This is a genomic window from Myxococcus sp. CA051A (assembly GCF_013336705.1).
Classification (GTDB): domain Bacteria; phylum Myxococcota; class Myxococcia; order Myxococcales; family Myxococcaceae; genus Myxococcus; species Myxococcus llanfairpwllgwyngyllgogerychwyrndrobwllllantysiliogogogochensis.
In genome coordinates this window covers 385902-409704 of the sequence record NZ_JABUMS010000003.1, presented here as the reverse complement: position 1 = coordinate 409704, position 23803 = coordinate 385902, and the positions used below count along the sequence as shown (strand labels likewise).

Below are 23803 nucleotides of genomic sequence, written 5' to 3'. Positions count from 1 at the left end.
CCGGCTCACGCCTGCTGGGCGGCGGCCTCGCTCAGCGAATCCAGCTCCTCGTGGAAGTTCTGGATGAGCACATGCGGGTCGGGGACGCGGAGGACATCCGCGGCCACGCCCACCGTCACCTGGCCCGCGTAGCTGAAGAGACTCACGCCCAGCCCGAGGTGCCCCGCCTGCGGCACCCAGAACGTCAGCTCTCGCAGCGTCACGCCCGCCAGGGACACCGGCTGTCGGGGGCCGGGCACATTCGTCGCCACCAGCGAGGCCTTCGTGCCGAAGGCATCCACCACCGCCCGCTCCACCGGGGCCGGCGTGTACCCCAACAACCCCAGCGCGCCGAAGGTCACCACCGCCTCCGGTGACTTCTTCACCAGGCCCATGCGCCGCGACAACTCGTGCAGCCGACGACGCGGGTCCTCGATGTGTACGGGCAGGCGCAGGAACACCAGACCGAAGCGATTGCCCAGCTCGCGAGGCACCGGCTCATCCATCGGCCGCAGGTTCACGGGCACCAGCGCATGCAGGTCCTCGGGAGGAACGTTGCGAGCCTCCAGGTAGCGCCGCAGCGCGCCCGTCAGCACCGCCAGCAGCACGTCATTCACCGTGCCGCCCAGCGCACGGCCCACGACCTTCACGCGCTCCAACGGAATGGGCGAGGACCACGCCGCGCGCTTCTGTGTCCCCAGCGGCCCTCGCAGCGGCGTGCGCGGGTCCGGAGTAATCACCATCAGCTTGCCGAGCGCCGCCGCGCTGAGCGCCCCCTGTCGCAGCAGGTCTCCGGCCAGGATGGGCTCGGCCGCCAGCTCCGCGCCCTTGCGCAACACCGTCCGCGCCGTCCCCGCCGCCGCGCGCGCGCCGCGCACCCACCGCGCAAGCCCGCCCGACGAAGCCCGCGTGTGCTCGCGCGGAGGCTCGGTGTTCGTCGCGTCGCCATCCGTGAGCGACAACAACAGGCGCGCCAGGGCGATGCCGTCGGAGATGCAGTGGTGCAGCCGCGCCAGCAGGATGTCTCCGCCCTGCGCGCCCTCGAGCACGTGGAACTGCCACAGGGGCCGCGAGCGCTCCAACGGCGTGCTCATCCACTCGCTCACCAGCGCCTCTTGCGCTGCGCGGTCTCCGGGCGCGGGGACAGGCAGGCGCAGCAGGTGCGCGTCGAGGTCGAAGTCCGGCGCATCTTCCCACTGAGGAAGGCCCAACCGTCCCAGCACCACGCGCTGTCGGAAGCGCGGGTAGCGGTCCACCAGTCGCGTGCGGGTCTCCGTGCGCAGGCGCTCGAAGTCCACCCGGCCCTCGAAGAAGAGGACCGCCGTAATCATCATCAGATTGGCGGGCTCCTCCATGTGGAACCACAGCGCATCCACGCTCGCCATCCGCTCCTGTGTCGCCATCGCCTCGCGTGCCTCCCTGTGCGCTCAGACCGCGTCCCAGGACTCCGGGACACGCCATGATGGCGCAGGTTGGACTCGCGTGGTGGGTGGACTTTCAGGGGCGCTACGGCGCCACGCCCTCTTCGCGCTCGAACTGGAAGGTCTGCTTCGTCGCATCATCCAGCGTCAGCGTGAGCGCGCCCTGCTCGAAGTCCCACCGGTACGAGCCGCCCCGGAACTTCACCTTCGAGCGTGCCAGGGGGATGACCCGTTTGGCGCCGCAGACCGGCCCCACGGCCTGGCCGTCCCGGGCCAGGAGCTTCACGTGGTGCTCACCCAGTACCTCCACCATGCCCCAGGCGCGAACGACCAGCGCGTTGCCCTGTCCCAGCGTCGCGTCCTTCAGCGCGGTGCGCAGCACGAAGCACCCCTCGGGAGTGATTCGCAGCGTGCGCGCATAGTCGGCGCGGGGCTGGGGCTCGATGCGCGTGAAGCCTCCGTCCGTGATTTCGGGCAGGCTGGCCGCGGTCAGCCGCCACTCTCCCACCAGCTTGCCGGGCACGGTTTTCGTCGAGCCCGTCTGGCCCTGGCAGGGGTCCTTCAGCTCCTTCTCCGGACTCGGAGGCGCGGGCTCGAAGGCACGCTGACACGTGGGGCCGCACGTGCGCGCCGCGCACTGGGTGTCGTCTTCCGCACACCCCGCCTTCAAGGTGCAGGACTTGAGTCGGTCCAACGCCTGCTCACAGCCCTCGCGCAGACACCGGTCCACGCATTCGGGCTCGATGCACTCGGCCACGCACACCCAGTTGGCGCTGCCACAGACACCCGCCACGGTGCGAGGACGCTCGGAAGCCCCCTGTGCCAGCGCGGAGAAGGAGAAGCCCAACAGACTCGCCAGGAAGAAGAACCCACGAAAGGAGCGCATGCCGTGGAGCAAACTAGGCACGGCCCCTTCGGGGCGAAGCCCTCGCGTCGGGTGGGCTGTCCACCCGAGAGCAATGCCTGCCTGGGCCCTCAGCAGAAGTGCCAGCGCCAGGTGCGCACATCCCCGGGGTCCACCAGCTCCAGCTCGAAGGCGAGTGTCTCGTAGCGAGCGAACTCACGGGGGTCCACGCGCAGCAGCGTCATGCCCGCGGGGTTCTGTCCGCGCAGCGGCGACACCGTGAAGGACAGCTCCGCGTCGAAGGCCACCTTGTAGAAGAGGCAGAAGCCATCCACGCGCCCCTCCTCCATCACGGGGCGCTCGAAGCGCACGCGGTGCGGCAGCCCATCCGCCGCCATCGTCTCCAGGTCGAAGGCGAACGCGGGCTCCGGGTCACACAGCAGGTGGTCCACCTCGTACGAGCGGACGACGCGCGTGAAGTACGACGGGTTCATCGCCTCGCGCAGCGTCTGCAGGCAGCTGTAGTCCACGCTGGGGAAGCGCTGGCTCCAGATGAAGGGCAGGCACGCCTCGTCGCGAAGCTGCACCGGCTCGATGAAGACCTCGAAGCGGTTGGGCAGGATGCGCCCGCCGGGCCGCAGCAGCCGGGAGCGCAGGTCCAACATCCTCGGCACCAGGCCCGCGTCGAAGAGGGCCTCGCCCAGGAGGTCGTGCAGCAGCACGTCCACCTTCTCCGGGGCCTGGAAGTTCCACGGGTGCGAGCGCACGAAGTCGATGTGCTCCAGCCCGTTGCGCCTCGCCACCCACTGCGCGGTGTCCAGCAGTCGCGAGCCATCCACCGCGTACAGCCGCCGGGGATGTCGGCTCGCCGCCAGGAAGGTGCGCAGCCCCGTCCCCGAGCACACGTCCATCACCACCTGGCCGGGCTTCACATAACGCTCACACGCCTTCTGCCAGGCCAACACCCGTGCCGGGTCCGCCAGCGCCGAGTCTTGCGGAGTGGGACTCGACAGCGACAGGCTGTCCGGCACCACGTTGCGCAGCGGCAGCTGGGACATCAGTGGCAGGTGGCTCAAGCGAGAACGAAGGTCCATCAACGCCTGCCGAGGCAGGTCGAGCAGATTGGGCATGACACCCCCCGAGATGTGAGTCGAATCCACCGTGCTCCAGGCAGCCCCCCGGAACCGGGATTACCAACCATGCGGGACAACCCATGCTCCGGCCCATCCAGCGAAGGGGCTGGGTCTCTGTCCCCGCTTGAACAGGCATTCGGGTTCAGCAGCGAACAGAGCGCGTCAGCCAGGGATGGGGGCGTCCGCGCTGGAGGGGCCCGCATGTCGGGAGCGGCGCGCGAGCCAGTCGTGAAGGAAGGCGCGAACGGCGGGGTGGCGCGAGTCCCGGAAGGCCTCGGGTGTCGTGTGCTCGACGATGCGGCCCTCGTGCAGCAGGGCCAGGCTGTCGCCCACCTGGAACGCGGTGGCCACGTCCGGGGAGATGACGAGGGACGTGGCGTGCAGTTGGTGTTTGCCGGTGAGGATGACCTCCGCCACGGACTGCGTCTTCAGCGGGTCCAGCCCCGCGGTGGGGTCGTCGTAGAGGAGGATGCGCGGCTCCATGACGATGGCGCGGGCGAAGGCGGCGCGCTTGAGCATGCCGCCGGACAGCTCCGCGGGCAGTTGCGTCGCGGCGTCCTCAAGTCCCACCAATGCCAGCACGCGGCCTACCCGCGCGCGCACCTCGCGCTCAGGGAGTCGGGTGAGCTCCCGCAGGGGGAAGGCCACGTTGTCCTCGACATTGAGCGAGTCGAAGAGGGCTCCTCCTTGAAACAGGATGCCCAGCTTCCGACGCACGCGCGCCATGCCTTGCGTGTCCAGGTCCGCGAGGTTCTCGCCGTCCACGCGCACGGTGCCCCGGTCTGGCGACAGCAAGCCGTCGACGTGCTTCATCAGCACGGACTTGCCGGAGCCGGACACGCCCATCAGCACGCAGGTCGTGCCTTCGCGCACCACCAGGTCGACTCCGCGCAGCACCTGCTGCGGGCCGAAGGACTTGTGCACGTCCACCAGCTCGATGACCGCGCGCGGCGCAGGCTCGCTCATTGTCTCGCCCCCCGTGCCGCCGACACCCGGGAGGACCGGGCGCGGCGTCAGGAGCGGGCAGTGTCGCCGCCCACGTCCCTCGCCGCGAGCCACCTTCCAGTCTGGGAAGGACGCTCCCCACTCGACACAACGGGAAGCGGAAGGACTCAGTCGCCAGCGAGGAGCTTCGCGCCGAACGCCTTCAGTCGCTCGCACGCCTTCACCAGCTTCTCCCGGGGAATGGAGAACACGGCGCGCACACGCTCGGGGTCGGAGCACCAGGGCCCGCCGTTGAGCACCACGTGCGTGTGCTCGTACACGATGCGCGGCAGGTTCTCCGGCGTGAGCTTCTCGCCGTCCACCTCGCGTCCCAGCCAGGACGTCATGCGAGGCGCGAGGAAGAGCCCCCCCGTGTCTCCCGTGTCCGAGCGCCCGTCCACGGGCAGCGCTTGCACCAGCAGCTCGCGCTTCTCCGCCAGCTCGCGCCGCATCTTCGTCAGGAAGGTCCGCAGCGAGCGGTGCCGCGCTCCATAGAGGAGCTGTCCATCCGGGCTGCGTGCATAGGCCGCGTACAGGTACGCAGCCGCGCGAGCCGTGACGAGGTGCAACACCCCTGGGCCCCCTTCCCTCATCGCCGCGGCCAGCGCCCTGTCTCGCGTGGCCAGCCACCCCACGCGCAGCCCTCCGGCGGCGAACTCCTTGGACAAACCACCCAGCACCACGGTGCGCGCGCCCACGCCGGGAACCGCGCCCTCCAGCGTCACCGGGCTGTGCACCGTCTCCGCCGTGGGGCTGGTGAGGTTGACCAGTCCGAAGATTTCATCGGACACGAGCAGGCACCGCTGCTCCACCACGTAGTTGGCCAGCGCCACCAGCTCCTCGCGCGCCACGTAGACGCCCGTGGGGTTGGACGGCTGGGAGATGACCACGGCGTCCGGACCACTCGCGCCCTGGCCTCGTCGCGCCAGCAACTCCGCCAGCGTCCCCTGCTCCACCTCGCACCCCGCCGAGACGAACGTCGGCGGCAGCACGCCGTAACAGGGCGTCACCACGAAGACGCGAGGGGCTCGCCCCAGACGTTTGCGCAGGGCCACACCCAGGTGATGGATGAGCGGCCAGACGCCCGGCGCCATGACCAGCTCTTCGGGCGAATACCGCGCGGCGCGCGTCTCCAGGAGGAAGGCCGCCACCGCCTCGGACAATCCCGTCTGCGCGCCCGTCTCGCGCGGCGCGGCGGCGGCGGCGATGAGCCCCTCCACCAGCGGCTGCGGCAACGGGCCTTCATTCTCTCCGTAGTCCAACCGCACCAGCTCCGCGTCGTCCTCGCGGAACACCTTGGGCGCGAAGGCGGGGAAGCCCGCCAGCGCATGGACGCGCGAGGAGCGCGGCAACGGAGCCACCGGCGCGCGGCGCGGCCCGGGCGGCTCCGGCTCCGCGAAGGAGATGCGGAACGACAGCAGGTCCGCGAACGTGCGCTCATAGAACCACTGCGCCAGCGTGCTGATGCGCGAGTACGTCACCTCCGCCGCCACCTCCAGGTCTCCGCGCAGCGGCTCCGGCACGGGGAGCAGCAGCGTCAGCTCCAGGTCCGGCCACACCGCGTTCTTCACCAGGCCGTAGAGCACGACGAGGTTGGGCGAATACGGCTCTCGCGCCAGGAACTCGAACAGCGTGAGCGGCTCCACCTCACCGGTGATGTTGAAGAAGGCGCTCTCGTCCAGCACCACCCAGATACCCCGCCGCGCCGCCTCCGCGATGATGTCGCGCAGCACGGAGAGGTTGGTGCGCTCGCCCTTCTCCACCGTGAGCAGCACCATCTTCACGTCGAACGCGGACAACAGCCGGCGAATCTCCTCCAGCGTCGTGTGAGTCACCGTGGCGCGCACGCCCGCCTTCTCCAACGCCCGCGCGTAGAGCGGATGGAGGTTGCGCGACACCAGCACCTCGTCGCCCACGTCACACGTGGCGAGCAGCAGCGAGTACACCGCCTGCTCCCGCTCGGGCGCGACGAACAGCTCCTCCTCCGCGAGCCGCAGGCCGAAGTAGCGCTCCAGGTAGCGCACCACCTGGCCTCGGAACGACACATCTCCGGCCTCGTGCGCGTACGGCAACAGCGGCCCCTTCGCCAGCCGCTGCGACAGCGCGGAGACAAAGCCGAGCTGCTCGGGCGACGCGGCGCCCAGGTCCAGCTCTTCCTGAAGCGTTGGGATGCCCAGCTCGCGCAGGGACTGACGCAGGGCCAGCGTCTCGCGCGGGCGCGACAGGTGCGCCTCCCAGACGGCCACCTCGTGCCACACCGCGTTCCCGGACTGGAGCCAGCCCAGCGCCGTGGCCGCGCGCAGCGGCTCCGGACTGCGAGCCTCCATGAAGAACTCGAACTCGCGCCCCGTGCGCTGCTCCAGCGCCACCAGCGGACGGATGTCCGTGTCCGCCGCCTGCCGCACCCGCCGAGCCACCCGCACCCGCGTGGTGAAGCCGCGCCGGGTGAACATGCGCTCGATGATGGGGCGACCCGGACGGCCCGCCAGGTTGAGCAGCAGCTTGCCCGTGGGCGCCAGTCGCTCCGGGGCCTCGTCGAGCAGCCGGGCGATGAGCCCCAGGCCGAAGTGGTCCTCGTACACGTTCTGCAACGTGCAGTAGTTGGAGAGGTCGTATAGCGCCTGCTCATCCGCCTGAGACAGCTCGCCGGGCAGCTCCTCCGTGCGCAGCACCTGGGGGATGCAGCCCACCACGAAGTCCCACGCGGGCTCCGCGGGCACGCCGCGCAGCAGGTCGCTCTCCGCGAAGGAGAGGCGGGACACGAGCGACTCGTCGCCGTTGAGCCACGCGTTGCAACGCGCCACGACGGGCGAGTGCGGGTTGAGGTCCGCGCCGTGGATGTGCGCCAGCCGGGTGAACTTCGCCAGCGCGATGCAGATCCACCCCGAGCCCGCGCCCACCTCCACCAGTCGCTTGCCGGCGTACTCGTCCAAGGGAACGCTGAGCAGCCCTTCCATGAAGGTATAGGCCCAGGATTCGGGCGCGAAGATGGAGGGGAGCAGGAAGAGCTCCAGGCGCTCCTGGGACGCGCCCGCCACCACCGTCACCGTCACCAGCCGCAGGGGGGCCGACTCGGGCTGCTCGCGCGACAGCTCCGCCAGCTCGCGCAGCTCCACCCGGGCCCGGGCGCGCCGCTCCGGGTGCCCCAGGTCCTCCGACAGGGCGCGCAACAGGTGGAAGGCCTCTCGGGGGGAGGAGGGATAGGTCGGCATGGCGCGCGGACTGTCCCGGGCTCACCGCCCTGTGTCAACGCACCCGTGGCGTGCGAACGCAACCCTTTGGCGCCGTGGCTCCAATCAAGTTTTGAGCCCTCGGCCGTAATAGGGATGCGGTGGGTGGGTTGGAACGGGAAGGGACGGCTGGAGACGATGAACTCGGTCACGCTTGTGGACAGACCCCGTAGTGGAGAGGGGGCACTGATGGAACTCAGCTTCTGGTCGCCGGCCAGGCCCGGCATGCAGGGGATGATGAGCGCTCAGCCGATACGAAACCGGGTCCTCCGAGACCCCGTGCGTGTCCGCTGGGAGTCGCAGCCCTGGCGGCGTCAGCTTCGCAATCCGGAGGAGTTCGAGACGCCGGTGTCGCGCTCGGCGCTGGTGAAGGCGCTGCTGGACGAGCAGTTGGAGGTGGACGCGGAGGTCGCGCGCTTCGCCGGGGCGGCGGAGGACGCCGACTGCATCAGCATCGCGCAGGTGGTGCGTTTCGCGGATCTGCTGATGCGGCGCATGACGCTGGCGGAGTCGGATGACCAGATGCTCCAGCTGGCGCACCTGCGCCGCAACGCCGAGGACCTGGCGGAGCGGATGACGGAGTGGGCCAACATCGGCCGGCTGTAGCGCAGCACACGAGACATTCCCGTCTTCGCTCGACGAAGAGGACGGGAGGGGGGACCGGTGGAGCAGCGGGGCGGACTGGCTTTCGCGCCTCTGCTCCACCGGCGCTTTACGAAGAGGCTCCAGTGGACGAGCGACCCGAGCGACTTCCAGGCTGACTCACGGAGGACCGAGCACGCTCTGGGCACAGGCGCCCTCGCAGGCCAGCAAGCGAGTGCTGTCATCCGAGTAGCTCAGGGTCGCGACCAGGAACGGGTTGATTGCGAAGCGAACCTGCTGCCCGTCCTCGAAGACGAGCCGCCCGGTGACGAGACAGGGCGCGAAGCCCAGGTCCTCCGAGTCGTGAATCTCCCGCCAGGTGACTTCGCGCGACTGCGCGAAGAAAGCGCGGACCTGCGGTTCCGTGAGCACGAAGTCGGCGCAGTTCTGGTCCTCGCGGCGTCCTTTCGTGGACTCACTGAGCCCCAGGCCCAGACTCTCGATGCGCGCTGAAGCGGGCACGAGGGAAGTCGTGGAGGCCCTGGGACTCGCGGAGGACGACACCTCGGTCGGAGTCGAATGAGCGCACCCTTGAGCCACGATGATGCTCAGCCAGCCGACGACACCCACGCGCCAACGAAGGGACATGAGCCCACGTTAGCGGGGCCCGCCGCGACATCAAGCCAGGCGAGCAGGCACGCCGGAAACGCACCGTCACCAGGGGGGCCATCGTCCACCACTGGCCGTTAGGCTGGGGGCCCGCCCTGTTCCGGCCCGCGTGAGCGCGCGAGTGTCTTGACAGGGGTGGAGGAGCGCTGTTCTCACGGGGGACATGTTCTCCTCGCTCGTCCTCGCCGCCACGCTGGCGGCTGCTCCTGCTCCTCGCTCCGCCGCGTCGGCCCAGACGGTCGTCCACGTTCCCAAGCTGGATGCGTTGACGGGGCTCTCCGCCTTCCTGGAGCGCGCGGGCACGCACGCCGCGCTGCTGCGTCCCTCGGCGTGGCGCGCGGAGCTGCACCCCTTCCTCACCATCGACCCCACGCGTCCGGAGACGCTCACGGCGGTGGGCCTGGATGCGACGGGGCCGGCCACGGTGTCGCTGCGCGAGGACGGCCGCGTGTCCTGCATGCGGGTGTCGGACGCGAAGGTGTTCCAGCAGAAGGCGGCGGAGGCCATGACGGAGGCGGGAGGCGCGGAGGCGAAGCCCGTCACGTCGAAGGGTGTGACGACGGTGAGCACGACGCGCGCCGCGGGCGGGGCGATGGGCTACGCGCTCAAGGGGCAGGAGGTCTGCGCCTTCGGGGCCACGGATGAAGGTGGCGCCGTGTTGTTGAAGGAGTCCGTGAAGCTGGTGGGCAAGGCGCCCGCGCCGGATGCGCGACTGAGCAAGGTCGCTGGGGTCGCGTTCCTCGCCACGGGCGGGACGGTGGTGGGGTTGGATGGCACGGCGAGCGGGCTGAAGGTGGATGGCACGGCGATGAAGCTGCCGCTGCCGCCGTTCCAGGCCAAGAGCAACAGTCCCTATGGGGCGATGAAGCCGGAGGGGTTGCTGTTCTCGCGCGTGGCGGTGGCGCCGGCGGGAGTGTCGCAGGCCGTGGGCTCGCTGCGCGCGAGCATCCAGGCCCTCTGCCCGACATGTCCCAAGGAGCAGGTGCAGGCCTCGGCGGACGCCGTGGCGAAGCAGCTCACGGGGAACATGTTGGTGAACATGAGCAACGTGCAGGTGCGTGGTTCGCTGCGGACGCGGGAGGCGCGCTTCTTCGCCGTGAAGCAGGCGTTGGCGGCGGAGGTGAAGAACGCGGCGGCGGTGAAGAGCGCGCTGGCGCCGCTGGGCACGTTGCCCGGGGCGAAGGCGCTGGAGGACGGCTGGGCGCTCACGGTGAAGGGCGGCAGCGTGCTCGTGCGACAGAAGGGCAAGCACCTGGTGGTGGGCAACGACGAGACGGTGATGCAGGCGACGATGGCGGCGCTGCCGGAGACGACGGCGAAGCAGGAGCGCGCGGCGGAGTTCACGTTGGACCCGAAGCTGCTCGCGCGGGGACTCTCCCAGGTGTCGCTGTCGGACGTGCTGTCGGACGAGCAGCTCGCCGCGCTCTTCGCTGTCAGCTCGGAGCTGGGCCCGCTGCTGGCGCGCAGTGAGCGAATCACGGGCTGGATGGACAGCGCGCCTGGAGGCGCCCACCGCTTCGTCTTCGACTGGACGCTGCCGGAGTCGAAGTAATGCGCGGCAGGGACGGCGGCTAACGCGCCTCCACGCCCCGGAACACGGCGCCGTCCAGCGACAACCGTGTTGCCGCATCCACCAGTTGCTCCGTGGCGATGATGATGCCCGGGGCATCCGCCAGCCGGAACAGGTCCACGTCCACTGGAAGCGTCGCCGCGTCGAGAGCGATGGGCGCTGGAAGGGGCCCCTCCGCGTCACTGATGCCGCATCGAGGACACGGCGGCTTTCGCGTCCAGGTCAAAGCGTCGGGATGAAACCGGCCCTGCACATCCAGTTGCAGGTTCAGCAGCATCGGTGGGCTCTTCGTCCTGAAGCGCACCGAGACCTCGCTCCCCTGGAGCCCCCGAGCGCCCGCCTCGCGGAGCCGGACCAGCGCGTCCTCTCGAATGCACAGGGACCAGCTTGCGGGCAGGAAGAACGGGCCGAAGCTTCCCGAGCCTGTTCCCGTCAATGGCCCCAGCTCCGTTCCGGCATCGAGCACCGCATTCACGGGAGCCAGCGGGCGCACCAGCTCACGCAACCGCTTGAGTTCATCCAAGGGGACAGGAGACGGGTCAGACAACCGCTCCTGCTCCGCAGGTGGAAGACTCGACAGGTCAACGCACGGGTATTCGAGACCCAGCGTTGCGCCGCTCAGGCCGCACAACGGGCAGGGCTCCACGCCCGGGAGTCCCCACCGATGCGTGGCGTTCAGCTCGCCTGAGTAGCGCGACGACAGGTCTTGCTCGACTCGGAAGTACTTCATTCGCTCTCGCCGACCTCGGGTCACGGCTCAGGGGTCCGTGAAAAGCTGGGGCCCCGGTGGCGCAATGGGATGCCCGTAGTAGGGCACGATCTGAGGCATCCCCTCATTTGGCAAGCTGGCGAGGACGCCGCAGGTCGGCCGGTTCGAGCGAAAAGCAGGGCACCCTCGACACCACGTACCGGGTGAGAACTCCCCCCATCAATGAAAAGAAGGTGCATGCCTTCCTCGACGGACTCGTCGGGGACGACCTGCATGCCGAGAGGGTCTTGTCGCTTTCACTGGCGACGCGGGGCGTGGTCCCTGCGGCCAGCCTGCCATGATGCCTGAGGCCCCGTTGCGACCACTGATTCGCGAGCAGCCCGTTTTCCGCGAAGCCTTCGGTATCAAGTGAGGGGTGCCTCAGGTCAGTCCCAGCAAGTACCCTCCGGCGGATGGGGGGTCGCTGTCATGTCGCAACCAAGTAGGGAACGCCGGTGGACGTTTCCGGCCCGAGGCTCGGACTGGGTCGTCGTCCCATCCGCCAGCCGCGAGGCGCAACGGAACCAGGTGCCGGACGTCTTCGTCACGTCCGCTCTCGACCACTGGCTGACGACGCCCACGGCGCGCACGCTGCATGCCATGGACGAGGCGCTCGGCGGCGGCCCGCCACTGGGGCAGTCCCGACTGGAGCGCGGCCAGTACGAGCGGCGCCTCAAGCAGCGGCTCGCCGACGCCTTCACCCGCGGCGAGCTGGTGGCGCTGGAGGTGGAGCGCCCCGTGCTCGTGCCCCCACCCTGGCCGGATACGTTCATCCAGAAGTCCGCGGAGGCGTCCATCGAGGAGCCGACATGGCTGGTCATCGAGTTGACGGACGAAGGGGGCAAGCCCGTCCCCAACGCGCACTACATGGTGACGCTGCCGGACGGCACCACTCGAGAGGGCACCCTCAACAAGAACGGCTACGCCCGCGTGGACGGCGTGAATCCGGGGCAGTGCCAGGTCTCCTTCCCCGACCTGGACGGAAGCAGTTGGAGATGAACTACCATTCGACAAGGCTCGAGGAGGGGGAGATGCCCACCACCCACATCGTCACGCAGGGCGAATGCCTCCTGCTCATCGCGCGACGCCATGGCTTCGCGGACTTCAAGCGCCTCTACGAACACCCGGACAACGCGGAGCTGCGCGAGAAGCGCCCCAACCCCAACGTGCTCTACCCGGGGGACACCGTCGTCATTCCGGAGGTGAGCGCCCCGAAGAACAAGCCCAACGTCTCCACCGGAAGGGCCCACCGCTTCACCCTCAAGGTGGGGGAGCGGCACCTGCGGCTCGCCCTGAAGGACGCGGAGGGGGCACCGCGCTCCGGAATGCCCTACCTGCTCACCTTCGAGCAGGAGGTCATCGAAGGCAGTACGGATGACGAGGGCTTCCTCGAGGCGAAGGTCCCCTTCACCGTCAGCCAGGTGGAGCTGGAGTGCGAGGGCCTGTCCTGGGAACTCGCGCTGGGCACCCTGCGTCCCATGAGGGACACCCCTGACCACGGTGTCCGCGGCGCGGAGTCCCGGCTCATCAACCTGGGCTATGCGCTGGAGCCGACGGGGAAGATGACGCTGGGGCTTCGCAGCGCCATTCGCGCCTTCCAGCACCGCGGCGGCCTGGAAGTCACCGGCCACCTGGACGTGGAGACCCTGCGGCGGCTCGAGGAGCTGCACGGGAGCTGAACCCCTTTGCGTGAGAGGTACCGATGGCAGCCAAGGCCGTGAAGAAGGAGACCGCGAAGGACGCGCCCACGCAGGCCGCTCCGAAGCAGGACAAGCCCAAGAAGGCGGCCGTGGCGACGGCGCCGGAGCGCCGGGCGCATCATGCGACGCTGAGTGAGACGAAGTGCCCGGACTGCGCGGTGGGCCTGCTGAAGCAGTTCGCGAGCGAGAGCCTGCGGAACCAGAAGGAGCTCGACCCGGGCAACCAACGGTTCCACCTGCAGGATGACGAGGAGCTGGAGTTGGCGCGGACGAACCCGCTCACGCTCCAGCTCGTGGGCCTGCGCCGGGAGCGCTCCCTGTCCAACCGGTTCGACGACCTGCTCGTCGTGCTCTACGACCCGGCCCTGTTGAAGGAAGGAGAGAAGACCGTCCTCGAAGCCGAGGGGCTCCGCGCGGAGAACCTGAAGGACGCGCAGGCGTATGTGGATGCCGTGCTCGCGGAGACGGAGTGGCCGGTCCCGAAGCACTGGCCCCATCCCGGCGTGGATGTCTCGTGTCCGCAGTGCAAGCACTGGCGGGTGGCCGTCCTGCCCATCACCACCGAGCCCGGCTATGACAAGGACAAGCCCGCCCTGAAGGACGACAAGGGCAACACGCTCCCCGACTTCGACAACTCCACCCTGCTCCCGAACGACGTGGGGGCCATCGCCCCCGGCATCTACACCGGGTATTACCGGGTGGGTCTCCACAAGGGCGCGAGCAACCCGCCCACCTCCTACGCCGCGCTCCAGTTCGCCGCGCCCTCCATCCCCGCCCGGCGGCGCTTTCCCGTCTCCGACTTCCTGAACGCCGCGCAGGCCGCGCACGACAAGGGGACAGACGAAGGGATTCGAGCAGAGCTCATCCGGAAGGAACCCGAAGTCCAGACGGAGGCGCGGGAGAGAATCGAGGAGGAGCTGGGCAAGAAGCTGCCGAAGAAGACGGGCAAGCAGAAGGCGGCACTGGCGCTGGCGGTGGCGAAGAAGCTCAAGGCATGGACCGTCGAGCACTACGAGGCGCCAGTGGCGGAGCAGCGGAAGAAGCAGGCTTGGGAGACGCTCGACGCGTGGGTCAACGGCTCCGAAGCGTTGAAGGTGAAGCGAAAGATTGACGCCAGCGAGAGGCTCATCCGGCTCGAGGACGCCAGCGGCGCGGAGACGCAGAACTTCGAGGCGGAAGACAATCAGGTGTCCCGCCTGGAGGTGGTGGAGGATGACGAGGCGCCCATGAAGGTGGGCCTCCAACTCGTCTTCCAGGCCCCACCTCCTCCTCCCGCCAAGCCCCCTGCGTCAACCGTGGTCTCCACGCCCCCGGTCCTCACCAGCGCTCCGGGACTTCCCGCCGAGCCGGCGCCCCCTCCCGCCATGCCCCCTGCGTCAACCGTGGTCCCCACGCCTCCGGTCCTCACCAACGCTCCGGGACTTCCCGCCGAGCCGGCGCCCCCTCCTCCACCCAGGACCCTGCGACTGACGGAGTGCGAGGTGCTTGTCGTCTTCGGCACCGCCGGCGCCACCAACATCCACTACTCAGTCGACGGAGAGAACGGCTCCTGGAGACGGGGACGCGAGGTGAACGACTTCTCCGAGGGGTGTCAGGTCTTCCGCTCGCCCGATGATTTCCGTGACTTCATGCGGATGGCCATGCTGTCCAAGCGTGCGCACTGCCCGTCTCGCAAGGCGAGCTGTTGCGAGAAGCTCACGGTGCAGGACGTCGAGACGGCCATCGGCCCGAAGATGACGGAGTTCATCGGCAAGTGTCCCAGTGTCTTCGCCCGGCCTGCTAGCGACGCAATCATCGTGGCATTCACCCCGCCCCCGCCTCCCCCTCCCCTCACCGAGACACCACCACCGGAGCCCGGGGCCGCCGCATCACCCGCAGCGCCCGACCCGAAGGCCGTCGTTCCACAGCCCGCACCCGACCCACTTTTCGTGGTGGCGGTCGAGAAGCTCCTGGATGAGAGCCGTTCCTACAAGGACTTCGACAAGGAGGTGCGAGCGACCTTCTTGAAGGTCTTCCTGAACAAGAAGTACGAGACCCCCGAGAACTTCGCGCTCTTGAAGAGTTACACGCGACAAAAGGTGCTCGCCGCGCTGCTCCCCGAGGAGGATGTCCAGAAAGCCGTCGAGGGCCCGCCCCCAGTGCCGAAGGAAGCCAGGGCTTTCGAGAAGACACTGGAAAAGACCTTCAAAATGGCCATCGAAACAGGCCTGGAGAACCTGCGGACGAAGCTCACGGAGACAAAGGACGCCTGGGCGAAGGCCCAACACACCCTGCAGATCAATGGAAGGCACGCGAGGTACCTGAAGGATGGCCTTGAGCCCTGTGACTTCGGCGCGTGCGGCTTCAGGTTCGACTACATGCTCGCCGAGACAACCCGGGCCAACATGGAAGCCTTCGTGTCGAAGCTGGGTGGCCGGGACTGGAATGCGCTTTTCCCCGAGGATGCGCCCCTCCCGCCACCTCCATCCCCCAAGCCCAAGAAGCAGGCTCCCTCCAAGTCAGCAGGGAAGAAGGACAAGCCCCCTCCCCCCTCGGCCGGCGCACCCAAGTAACCCTGCCCCCGGACCGCTAGAGACTCAATCATCGGCGGTCTGCTCCCGGTACAGCACATCCACCCCTACGACGTACCACCCGTCCTCGACACGTGCCCAGTGGACCCGGAAGTTGGAGAACGAGTCCGGTCTCTTCGGAGGAGCGATGGGGTCGAACACATAGCCCTTTGCGCCGGGCGCCGGGACGAGACGGAACAGCTCATTCTGCACGCTCGCGCCGGCGGTATTCCCGGCAAGGTCTTGGCTAAAGCGACTCCACCCGCTCGTAAGGTGATGCATGTTGAACTCCTCCTCGGGCGGGGGCAGCGGCCCGTTGTGGGGCACCCGCGAGTAGGCGCGCAGCCGAGCCGGTACCCCGCTTTTTTCAGGCGGTAGAAGCTTGAACACCAGGTTCGGCTTGGCCATGAACTCCGCCAAGGTGGGCGCCAGCTCGCGGTGCGTCCCCAGGAACGTCGGCAAGAAGCGCTCTTCGGGCCCTCGGAACACCGGGACGAAGCCACCCAGGCACAGGTCGCGGTACCTACTCCCAGGCCATACCGTCAGCACCGTCAGCCGCGCGGACTTCACGGCGAACTGGCGCCGGTAATGGACGTAGATGGCCCCGCCCGCCGGGAAGTCGCGGGGGAAGTCCAGCACGTAGTCCAGCTTGCGCCCCTCGGCGAGCTTCAACTCCAGCCGCGCCTTCCTCGGACGCGCGTTGGCCTTGTAGAGCTTCGCGGACTTCGGGTTGCCCGGCGTCACCAGGAAGGAATGCACCGGCGTGTCCGGTGGGAAGCTCAGCTCCACCCACTCCCCGGCTCCGCTGCCCTTCGCCCCTTCCGCCCAGACGGTGCCGGGGTCCTCGTCCAGCAGGTTGGCCGGCCCATAGCGACCGGGCTCCCTCCCTTCCACCAGCACCGATGACGCCGTCACGGTGACGGACACGCCATGCAGCGTCACCTCCACCCGCCTTGCATCCGACGGCCCGGCGTCGGGAGTCTCCGCGGGGCCTGGTGCGGCCGAAGCGGCCTGCCCCGCGTCGGCGGGCTCGGATGGGCCCAGGCCGCCCGAAACGGTCTGCCCGGCATCGGGAGCGCCGGATGGGCCCAGCCCTCCGGCCTCCGTCCTCCCCGCTTCGGCGGACTGCCCCCAGGCCCCCGTGCTCAGCAGGACGCAGCCCAGGATGACCCTCGGGTCCCACCAGCGCGTGCCACCCCTCCAGCTGTCATCGGACATGAACGCTCCTCAGGGCTCTGGACGTCGGGCGCCGCCCTTCATTCAGCGGCGGCCTTTCCCGCCCATCGTACGGCACCCTCACAAGAACGGCGATGCGCGTGGACGGCGTGAATCCGGGGCAGTGCCAATGGTGACGATGATGCTGACGTCGGTGACAGCGGCACCTCATTCGCTGCACCGCGCCCGCGTCGAGTGTGCCGGTGCGCGAGGCTATCCTCGCCTCGTCGTACCCACACTCCAACAGGACAACGAGAACACCTCATGACCCTGACGACACAGCCTCGACGGATGGCGAAGCGGACCGCGCTCGCGATGTTGGTGCTGGCCCCCGTGGCGGCCGGCGCGGTGAGCCAGAAGCTGCGCTACAAGTTCGACGCGGTGACCAACCCCGTCGCCACCGTGGTGGACGACAGTGGCAAGGGACGCACCGGCACCGTGCAGACGGCGAACGGCGCCACCGTCGTCCCCGTGACGGGCTTCGACGGCCTGGGCATCAAGTTCCCCTCCGTGTGTGACGGCACGGGCTGCCCGCTCGCGAACGTCACCACCCCCGACTCAGCCAGCCTCAATCCCGGCACCGCCCTCTTCACCTTCGGCGCCCGGGTGCGCCTCACCCTCGCGGACCTCTCCTCCGTCCACGGCTCCAACCTCGTACAGAAGGGCCTCGCGAACACGGCCCAGTGGAAGCTCCAGCTCGATGACGCCGTGCTCGGCAAACCCAGCTGCGTCGTGCGTACCACGGGCGGCGCCGACGTCATCATCGTCAAGTCGTCCGTGGGCGTCGCCGACGGCACCTGGCACAAGGTCGCCTGCCAGCGCACCAGCACCACGCTCACCATCCTCGTCGACAACGTCGCGCGAGGCAGCGCACTGCTCCCAGCAACCTACGACATCAACCCCGTGGGCCAGCCCGTCAACGTGGGCGCCAAGAGCGTCGGCAACAACAACGACCAGTACCACGGCGAAATCGACGACGTTTACTTCAACATCGACTGAGCCCCACCGCCCCCCAAGGCACGTCGAGCCTCCGAATCACAAACACCTCGGAGGCTCGACCTTCCGTCACGCCGGCCGCTCCTGCCGCCAGCGCCGCGCATCGCGCTCGGCACGCTCCTCGCGCGTCTGCAGCAGCATCATCCCCCGCTGCACGTCATCGACGTCGAGCGTCCCCACCAGCCGCCCGTCTGCATCCACCACCGCGAGCAGCTGCGCCGAGTTCTCCGCCAGCTGTCGCACGGCCCGCCATCCATCCTCGTCCAACCGCACCACCTGCACGGGCCGCATCACCTCGCGCGTCAGGCGATGGATTCGGTCCGCCTCCGACACCGCGCGCACCGCCTCCACGTCCACCAGCCCCACCGGCCGCCCGTCCTCCGTCACCGGCAGCGCCGTCTGCCGCTCGCGGCGCAAATCCCACAGCGCCTGCTCCAGCAACGCCCCTGCCTCCACCCCCGCCCCGCGCGGCGACATCAACTCCGACACAGATACCCGCTCCAACAGGGCCTTCATCCGCACCTGCCGCGACTCGCCCTCCGCCCCCATGAAGATGAAGAAGGCGATGACGAACAGGAACGGGTTGAACGACACCACGCCCCACAACGCGAAGAGCACCGCGAACCCACGCCCCACCAGCGACGCCACCCGCGTCGCCCGCACCGGCCCCATCCGCCCCGACAACACCGCCCGCAGAATCCGCCCGCCATCCATCGGGAACGCCGGCAGCAAATTGAACAACCCCAGGAACAGGTTGAGGCTCGCCAGATAGAAACACGCGAACTGGAGGTTGAACGAGGTCGTCCCCTCTACGCCCCACGTCGCAAGGCCGAACAATCCCGCCAGCGCCAGACTCGTCAGCGGACCCACCAGCGCCATCAAGGCTTCGTCCCGAGGCCGGGGCGGCGCCTCCGACAGCTCCGACACCCCGCCCACCATCATCAGCGTAATCGAGCGGACCTGTCCGCCCCGCGCCAGCGCATAGAACGTGTGCGCCAGCTCGTGCACGAAGACCGACGCGAACAGCCCCACCGCCACGCCCAACCCCCACAACATGGGCGAGCCCATCAGTTGCTCCGGAGGGACCTCGGCCACCTCCGCCGCCCGCCGGAACGCTCCGCCGAACAGATACGCCAGCAACGGCAGGACGAGCAGCAGCGAGTAGTGGACCCGGATGGGGATGCCTCGCAGCGAGCCCACCTTCAATGCACCCCGTGACTCGCGCATCATCGCCTCCTCGCGAAGGGCGCCAGCACCGCGAGGGCACTCCCACGGCCTGCGCCCCCTGCTCGCCTCCTTCAAGGTCCGTCCCGCACCCGATGCGCGCACGGTGCCGGGAATGACTCGTTCGCCCGTCTGCCTCCTGAGTGTCCGCTCCCGGGCCTCCAGGCCCCCGGATGTCCACCGACGAGCACCCCACCACCACGCACGCTCCCGCCGCGCGAAACGCCGGCTACCGTTCCTCCGCTCGGTCCCTGGCCGAGTCCGCCTTCCCCCGGAGGACCCATGCGCAACCCCCTCACGCTCGCACGCGAAGCCTGGAGAATGGTGCGAGTGCTCCAGGACCCGAATCGTCTCCAGGACATCATCGACCTGGCCCGAGTCCTCGCACCGCCCATGGCCATGCGCCGCGTCGTGGAGCGGCTGATGCAATCCCCCACCGCCGCGCGCGCCTTCGTCGAGCGCCCCCGCGTCGGAATGCTTCCACTCGCCACGCTGCGCACGCTGCCCGAAGGCACCCTCGGCCGCGCGTTCGCCGACCACCTCACCCAGAACGGCCTGGACCCGAACGCCCTGCCTTACCGAGAAGCCCACACCGACGAGGACTACGTCCGGGCCCACCTGCTGGAGTCGCACGACATCTGGCACGTGCTCACCGGCTTTCGCACCGACGTGGCCGGAGAGCTGGGCGTGCAGGCCTTCAGCCTGGCGCAACTGGGCAGCCCCTTCGCGTTGGGCATCCTCACCGGGGGCCTCGCCAACACCCTGCTCTACGCCTTCTCCGAGCGCGACGCGCGCATGCAGGCCCTCACCCGGGGCTGGGTGCTGGGACGACTGGCGCGGCCCGTGTTCGGCACCCCCTGGCGCGAGCTGTGGGAGGTCCCCCTTGTTGACGTTCGCCAACGCTTCGGCCTGGATTTGCCAACAGTGGACGCCCTGCTCCCCGCCCTGGCGCCCCCGGTGAAGATGGACCCCTCTCGCAGAGCGGCTTGACGCGAAGCCGGACAGCGCGCGAGCCGCTCAATCGTGCTAGAGGGCGGCCCATGGACGAGACCTCCGAGAAGGACCCCCTCCGCGCACGCCTCCAGCAGATGGAGCAGCAGGCCGAGCTGGGTGGCGGTGCCGACCGCATCGCCAAACAGCACGAGGCCGGCAAGCTCACGGCCCGCGAGCGCATCGACCTGCTCCTCGACCCCGGCTCCTTCTGCGAGCTGGACAAGTTCGTCACCCATCGCTCCACCGACTTCGGCATGGGCGACAAGAAGATTCCGGGTGACGGCGTCGTCACCGGCTACGGCACCGTCGAGGGCCGCCAGGTCTTCGTGTTCGCCCAGGACTTCACCGTCTTTGGCGGCTCGCTGTCCGGCGCCTATGCCCAGAAAATCTGCAAGATCATGGACATGGCCACCCGCGTGGGCGCGCCGGTCATCGGTCTGAACGACTCCGGCGGCGCGCGCATCCAGGAAGGCGTGGAGAGCCTCGCCGGCTACGCGGATATCTTCCTGCGCAACACCCTGGCCTCCGGCGTGGTGCCCCAGATTTCGCTCATCATGGGGCCGTGCGCGGGCGGCGCGGTGTACTCGCCGGCCATCACCGACTTCATCATGATGGTGAAGGACACCTCGTACATGTTCATCACCGGCCCGGACGTCATCAAGACGGTGACGCACGAGGAGGTGTCGAAGGAGTCGCTGGGCGGCGCGCTGACGCACAACCAGAAGTCCGGCGTGGCGCACTTCGCCGCGGAGACGGAGCAGGCCGCCATCGTCATGACGCGCGAGCTGCTCTCCTTCCTGCCCTCCAACAACCAGGAGGACCCGCCGGCCCAGCCGTGTGACGACGACCCGTTCCGGGCCGAGGAGTCGCTCAAGACGATTGTCCCGAGCAACCCCAACAAGCCCTACGACATCAAGGACATCATCAAGGCCGTCGTCGACAACAAGCACTTCTTCGAGGTGCAGGAGCACTTCGCGCGCAACATCGTCGTGGGCTTCGCGCGGATGAACGGCAAGAGCGTGGGCATCGTCGCCAACCAGCCCGCGTTCCTCGCCGGCGTGCTGGACATCGACGCCAGCGTGAAGGCCGTGCGCTTCTGCGACTGCTTCAACATCCCGCTGATTACCTTCGTGGACGTGCCCGGCTTCCTGCCCGGCACCGACCAGGAGTGGGGCGGCATCATCACCCACGGCGCCAAGCTGCTGTACGCCTTCGCCGAGGCCACCGTCCCCAAAATCACCATCATCACCCGCAAGGCGTACGGCGGCGCGTACGACGTCATGGCGTCCAAGCACATCCGCGCGGACATCAACTACGCCTACCCCACCGCGGAAATCGCCGTCATGGGGCCCGAGGGCGCGGTCAACATCATCTTCCGCAACGAGTTGCTCAAGGCGAAGGACGCCGCCGCCGAGCGCACGAAGCTGGTGAATGACTACCGCGAGAAGTTCGCCAACCCCTTCAAGGCGGCGGAGCTGGGCTACATCGACGAGGTCATCCGCCCCGAGGAGACCCGCACCAAGGTCATCCGGGCGCTGGAGATGTTGAAAGACAAGCGTCAGGAAAACCCGCCGCGAAAGCACGGGAACATCCCGCTGTAGGCTCCTTTCAGGCCCCTGGACGCCTGCTCTCCCCCGGATGGAGAGCAGGCAGGCTCGCGGCGCTCGGGAAATTCTCGTGCGCCGCGCGGGCTTTCAGGTGGCCAGGAAAGGAACCCCCATTTGCCCCACCGCCGACTTCTTCTCTTTCTCGCCGACGTCGAAGGAAACCTCACCGCCGTGCGCCAGACGCTCAAACGCGTCTGCGAGGCCGTGGAACTGCCCACGCCCGAGGTGAAGTGGGTGGAGTCACCCCCGGAGGGACTGGCCGATGGCGGCTGGCACGCCGCCGAGGTGGCCCTGCCCCCCGCCCCCGGTCGCAAGGCCCGCAAGTCCGAGCAGCCCTTCCTGGAGGAGCAGCTCGACGCCATGTCCCAGGCGCTGTCCCAGGACTTCCGGGAGCGCGTGCTGGGCATCTTCGTGGACCGGGAGCACAGCTACGCCCGCACGTGTGTCAGCGGCCCGGGCCGGCCCGCCAAGGCCGTGGAGGGTGAGGTGCTGGACGTCATGCGCCAGGCCGCTCGTTGGCTGGACGTGGAGACGGGCTTGTTGGCGCGGATGCTGGGAGGTGGCAACACCGCGCGCAACCTCCTGGCCGCGGCGGTGGACTTCGGTGGCGAGCCGAACGCCCCTCCGGCCAAGCCCCCGGAGCCGGACGAGGATGACCGGTTCGTCGAGGCCAAGCTGACCCAGGCGCGCGCCTATATGGAGCAGTACCGCAGCGCCCGGAAGTAGGTCGTCACGGGCATCGGATGACCACGCCCCTGACAGGGGCGTGAACGCCATCCAACCCAGGCAAACCGGGTCGGCCCGTGGTAGACGGGCGGCCATGCCCAAGATCCGCAAAGTGCTCGTCGCCAATCGCGGCGAGATCGCCATCCGGGTGATGCGCACCTGCAAGGAACTCGGCATCGCCACGGTGGCGGTGTACTCGGAAGCAGACCGCTCCGCCCTGCACGTTCGCACCGCGGACCAGGCCTTCTTCGTCGGGCCGCCGCCCTCCCGCGAGAGCTACCTGGTCCAGCAGCGCATCCTCGACGCCGCCAAGGCCGCCGGCGCGGACGCCATCCACCCCGGCTATGGCTTCCTCTCCGAGAACGCCTCCTTCGTGCGCGCCTGCGAGGCCGCCGGCATCACCTTCATCGGCCCGCCCGCCGCCGCCATGGACGCCATGGGCGAGAAGACCCGCGCCCGCGCCAACATGATCAAGGTCGGCGTGCCCGTCGTCCCCGGCACCACCGAGCCCATCGCCACCGAGGCCGAGGCCCGCGAGTACGCGCAGAAGATTGGCTTCCCCATCATGCTCAAGGCCGCCGGCGGTGGCGGTGGCAAGGGCATGCGCCGGGTGGAAGGCATGGGCGACTTCGAGTCCGCGTGGCGCTCCGCCAAGAGCGAGGCGCTCAACTCCTTCGGCAACGACGCCGTCTACATCGAGAAGTATCTCGAGAAGCCACACCACGTCGAAATCCAGGTGTTCGCCGACACGCACGGCAACGTCATCCACCTGAACGAGCGCGAGTGCTCGGCGCAGCGGCGCCACCAGAAGGTCGTCGAGGAGACACCCAGCCCCATCCTGACGCCGGAGCTTCGCGCGCAGATGGGCGAGGTCGCGGTGAAGGCGGCCAAGGCCGTCAACTACGTGGGCGCCGGCACGGTGGAGTTCCTGGTCGACGTGCACCGCAACTTCTACTTCCTGGAGATGAACACCCGCCTCCAGGTGGAGCACCCGGTGACGGAGTGGGTGACGGGGCTGGACCTCGTCGCGCTGCAAATCAAGGTCGCCGAGGGCGAGAAGCTGCCGCTCCTGGAGGCGCCCACGCCGCGCGGCCACTCGATTGAAGTGCGCGTGTACGCGGAGGACCCGTCGCGCAACTTCATGCCCAGCCCGGGAAAGATTACGTACCTGCGCGTGCCGGGCGGCCCCAACGTCCGTGACGATTCGGGCGTGTTCCCCGGCTACACGGTGCCCAACTTCTACGACCCGATGATTTCCAAGCTGTCCGTGTGGGCTCCCACGCGGCGCGAGGCGATTGCCCGGGCCCAGCGCGCGCTGTCCGAGTACGTGGTGAAGGGCATCACCACCAACATCCGCTACCTCAAGGCGATTCTCGCGCACCCCGAGTTCATCGAGGGTGACTACGACACGGGCTTCCTCGGCCGCGAGCACACGACGCTGCAAGGCGTGGAGGACCCGAAGCTGAGCGAGATGGCCCTGTTGGCCAGCGCGGTGTACGCGCACCAGCGTGACGCGAAGCGCGCCAGGACGATGCCCGGTGGCAAGGCGGGCGCGGCCGACGCGAGCAGTGGTCGCATCAGCCCGTGGCGCCTGGCGCTGCGCTCCCGCCGCCGGTAACCCCACCTCCGAGCT

Annotated in this window: 19 protein-coding genes; 10 read left to right on the top strand and 9 right to left on the bottom strand. The window is 68.9% G+C overall.

All coding sequences use genetic code 11. The features are described 5' to 3' along the window. Positions 1–5: 5 nt before the first annotated feature. The 5 genes from HUA74_RS11655 to HUA74_RS11635 all read right to left on the bottom strand — a co-directional run bounded on the left by HUA74_RS11655 (position 6) and on the right by HUA74_RS11635 (position 7573). Positions 6–1382 carry a wax ester/triacylglycerol synthase family O-acyltransferase gene (locus tag HUA74_RS11655; protein WP_174454613.1) on the bottom strand — a complete coding sequence of 459 codons (1377 nt, stop codon included), beginning with the start codon at positions 1380–1382 and terminating at the stop codon, positions 6–8. Between the two features lie 103 nt (positions 1383–1485). Further along, positions 1486–2307: a hypothetical protein gene (locus HUA74_RS11650; protein WP_371746189.1), complete on the bottom strand. Its 822-nt coding sequence runs from the start codon at positions 2305–2307 to the stop codon at positions 1486–1488. Between the two features lie 68 nt (positions 2308–2375). Next, positions 2376–3374 (bottom strand): class I SAM-dependent methyltransferase, encoded by a 999-nt coding sequence (locus HUA74_RS11645; protein ID WP_141647116.1) that lies wholly within the window; start codon positions 3372–3374, stop codon positions 2376–2378. A 165-nt stretch (positions 3375–3539) separates the two neighbouring features. Next, entirely contained in the window at positions 3540–4343 is an 804-nt protein-coding gene (locus HUA74_RS11640) for an ABC transporter ATP-binding protein (RefSeq protein WP_174454612.1), read from the bottom strand. A 146-nt stretch (positions 4344–4489) separates the two neighbouring features. Continuing rightward, positions 4490–7573, bottom strand: coding sequence for an aminotransferase class I/II-fold pyridoxal phosphate-dependent enzyme (locus HUA74_RS11635; protein WP_174454611.1), 3084 nt, complete (start codon positions 7571–7573; stop codon positions 4490–4492). A gap of 207 nt (positions 7574–7780) precedes the next feature. Here HUA74_RS11635 and HUA74_RS11630 point away from each other — a divergent pair, with 207 nt between their 5' ends. Then, on the top strand, positions 7781–8197 hold the full coding sequence (locus tag HUA74_RS11630; protein ID WP_174454610.1) for a hypothetical protein: 417 nt from the start codon (positions 7781–7783) through the stop codon (positions 8195–8197). A gap of 156 nt (positions 8198–8353) precedes the next feature. On the opposite strand, the gene HUA74_RS11625 is transcribed toward HUA74_RS11630, so the two are convergent. Beyond that, entirely contained in the window at positions 8354–8821 is a 468-nt protein-coding gene (locus HUA74_RS11625) for a hypothetical protein (protein WP_174454609.1), read from the bottom strand. A gap of 184 nt (positions 8822–9005) precedes the next feature. On the opposite strand from HUA74_RS11625, the gene HUA74_RS11620 reads away from it, so the two are divergent. Then, complete coding sequence (locus HUA74_RS11620) at positions 9006–10394, top strand: hypothetical protein (RefSeq protein WP_174454608.1); 1389 nt, start codon at positions 9006–9008, stop codon at positions 10392–10394. Between the two features lie 19 nt (positions 10395–10413). On the opposite strand, the gene HUA74_RS11615 is transcribed toward HUA74_RS11620, so the two are convergent. Then, complete coding sequence (locus HUA74_RS11615; RefSeq protein ID WP_174454607.1) at positions 10414–11142, bottom strand: double-CXXCG motif protein; 729 nt, start codon at positions 11140–11142, stop codon at positions 10414–10416. Positions 11143–11589: 447 nt separating this feature from the next. On the opposite strand from HUA74_RS11615, the gene HUA74_RS11610 reads away from it, so the two are divergent. Genes HUA74_RS11610 through HUA74_RS11600 form a run of 3 tightly spaced genes read left to right on the top strand, consistent with a single transcriptional unit; the run spans position 11590 to position 15412 of the window. Then, on the top strand, positions 11590–12159 hold the full coding sequence (locus HUA74_RS11610) for a carboxypeptidase-like regulatory domain-containing protein (protein ID WP_174454606.1): 570 nt from the start codon (positions 11590–11592) through the stop codon (positions 12157–12159). Positions 12160–12191: 32 nt separating this feature from the next. After that, on the top strand, positions 12192–12839 hold the full coding sequence (locus HUA74_RS11605; protein ID WP_174454605.1) for a peptidoglycan-binding protein: 648 nt from the start codon (positions 12192–12194) through the stop codon (positions 12837–12839). A 23-nt stretch (positions 12840–12862) separates the two neighbouring features. Continuing rightward, positions 12863–15412, top strand: a complete 2550-nt coding sequence (locus tag HUA74_RS11600) for a hypothetical protein (protein WP_174454604.1) — start codon at positions 12863–12865, stop codon at positions 15410–15412. A 24-nt stretch (positions 15413–15436) separates the two neighbouring features. On the opposite strand, the gene HUA74_RS11595 is transcribed toward HUA74_RS11600, so the two are convergent. Further along, positions 15437–16627: a hypothetical protein gene (locus tag HUA74_RS11595; RefSeq protein ID WP_174454603.1), complete on the bottom strand. Its 1191-nt coding sequence runs from the start codon at positions 16625–16627 to the stop codon at positions 15437–15439. Positions 16628–16888: 261 nt separating this feature from the next. Between HUA74_RS11595 and HUA74_RS11590 the strand changes: the two genes are divergently transcribed. After that, positions 16889–17623, top strand: coding sequence for a laminin G domain-containing protein (locus tag HUA74_RS11590; protein ID WP_174454602.1), 735 nt, complete (start codon positions 16889–16891; stop codon positions 17621–17623). 66 nt (positions 17624–17689) lie between these two features. Here HUA74_RS11590 and HUA74_RS11585 read toward each other — a convergent pair whose 3' ends face one another. After that, the gene (locus tag HUA74_RS11585; protein WP_246137215.1) at positions 17690–18850 is read right to left on the bottom strand and encodes a site-2 protease family protein; all 1161 of its coding nucleotides are present in this window, start codon (positions 18848–18850) and stop codon (positions 17690–17692) included. Between the two features lie 276 nt (positions 18851–19126). On the opposite strand from HUA74_RS11585, the gene HUA74_RS11580 reads away from it, so the two are divergent. The 4 genes from HUA74_RS11580 (at position 19127) to accC (ending at position 23788) form a co-directional block, all read left to right on the top strand. Beyond that, complete coding sequence (locus tag HUA74_RS11580) at positions 19127–19834, top strand: Coq4 family protein (RefSeq protein WP_174454601.1); 708 nt, start codon at positions 19127–19129, stop codon at positions 19832–19834. A gap of 50 nt (positions 19835–19884) precedes the next feature. Further along, the gene (locus HUA74_RS11575) at positions 19885–21438 is read left to right on the top strand and encodes an acyl-CoA carboxylase subunit beta (protein ID WP_174454600.1); all 1554 of its coding nucleotides are present in this window, start codon (positions 19885–19887) and stop codon (positions 21436–21438) included. A gap of 120 nt (positions 21439–21558) precedes the next feature. Next, positions 21559–22170, top strand: coding sequence for a hypothetical protein (locus HUA74_RS11570; protein WP_141643119.1), 612 nt, complete (start codon positions 21559–21561; stop codon positions 22168–22170). A 94-nt stretch (positions 22171–22264) separates the two neighbouring features. After that, on the top strand, positions 22265–23788 hold the full coding sequence (accC, locus tag HUA74_RS11565) for an acetyl-CoA carboxylase biotin carboxylase subunit (protein ID WP_174454599.1): 1524 nt from the start codon (positions 22265–22267) through the stop codon (positions 23786–23788). The last annotated feature ends 15 nt before the right edge of the window (positions 23789–23803 follow it).

Coding starts and splice junctions, on each gene's coding strand:
- HUA74_RS11655 (WP_174454613.1), bottom strand. CDS start 1,382: ATGGCGACACAGGAGCGGATGGCGAGCGTGGATGCGCTGTGGTTCCAC.
- HUA74_RS11640 (WP_174454612.1), bottom strand. CDS start 4,343: ATGAGCGAGCCTGCGCCGCGCGCGGTCATCGAGCTGGTGGACGTGCAC.
- HUA74_RS11635 (WP_174454611.1), bottom strand. CDS start 7,573: ATGCCGACCTATCCCTCCTCCCCCCGAGAGGCCTTCCACCTGTTGCGC.
- HUA74_RS11605 (WP_174454605.1), top strand. CDS start 12,192: ATGCCCACCACCCACATCGTCACGCAGGGCGAATGCCTCCTGCTCATC.
- HUA74_RS11610 (WP_174454606.1), top strand. CDS start 11,590: ATGTCGCAACCAAGTAGGGAACGCCGGTGGACGTTTCCGGCCCGAGGC.
- HUA74_RS11600 (WP_174454604.1), top strand. CDS start 12,863: ATGGCAGCCAAGGCCGTGAAGAAGGAGACCGCGAAGGACGCGCCCACG.
- HUA74_RS11575 (WP_174454600.1), top strand. CDS start 19,885: ATGGACGAGACCTCCGAGAAGGACCCCCTCCGCGCACGCCTCCAGCAG.
- HUA74_RS11595 (WP_174454603.1), bottom strand. CDS start 16,627: ATGTCCGATGACAGCTGGAGGGGTGGCACGCGCTGGTGGGACCCGAGG.
- HUA74_RS11580 (WP_174454601.1), top strand. CDS start 19,127: ATGCGCAACCCCCTCACGCTCGCACGCGAAGCCTGGAGAATGGTGCGA.
- HUA74_RS11630 (WP_174454610.1), top strand. CDS start 7,781: ATGGAACTCAGCTTCTGGTCGCCGGCCAGGCCCGGCATGCAGGGGATG.
- HUA74_RS11590 (WP_174454602.1), top strand. CDS start 16,889: ATGACCCTGACGACACAGCCTCGACGGATGGCGAAGCGGACCGCGCTC.
- accC (WP_174454599.1), top strand. CDS start 22,265: ATGCCCAAGATCCGCAAAGTGCTCGTCGCCAATCGCGGCGAGATCGCC.
- HUA74_RS11620 (WP_174454608.1), top strand. CDS start 9,006: ATGTTCTCCTCGCTCGTCCTCGCCGCCACGCTGGCGGCTGCTCCTGCT.
- HUA74_RS11645 (WP_141647116.1), bottom strand. CDS start 3,374: ATGCCCAATCTGCTCGACCTGCCTCGGCAGGCGTTGATGGACCTTCGT.
- HUA74_RS11615 (WP_174454607.1), bottom strand. CDS start 11,142: ATGAAGTACTTCCGAGTCGAGCAAGACCTGTCGTCGCGCTACTCAGGC.
- HUA74_RS11585 (WP_246137215.1), bottom strand. CDS start 18,850: ATGATGCGCGAGTCACGGGGTGCATTGAAGGTGGGCTCGCTGCGAGGC.
- HUA74_RS11625 (WP_174454609.1), bottom strand. CDS start 8,821: ATGTCCCTTCGTTGGCGCGTGGGTGTCGTCGGCTGGCTGAGCATCATC.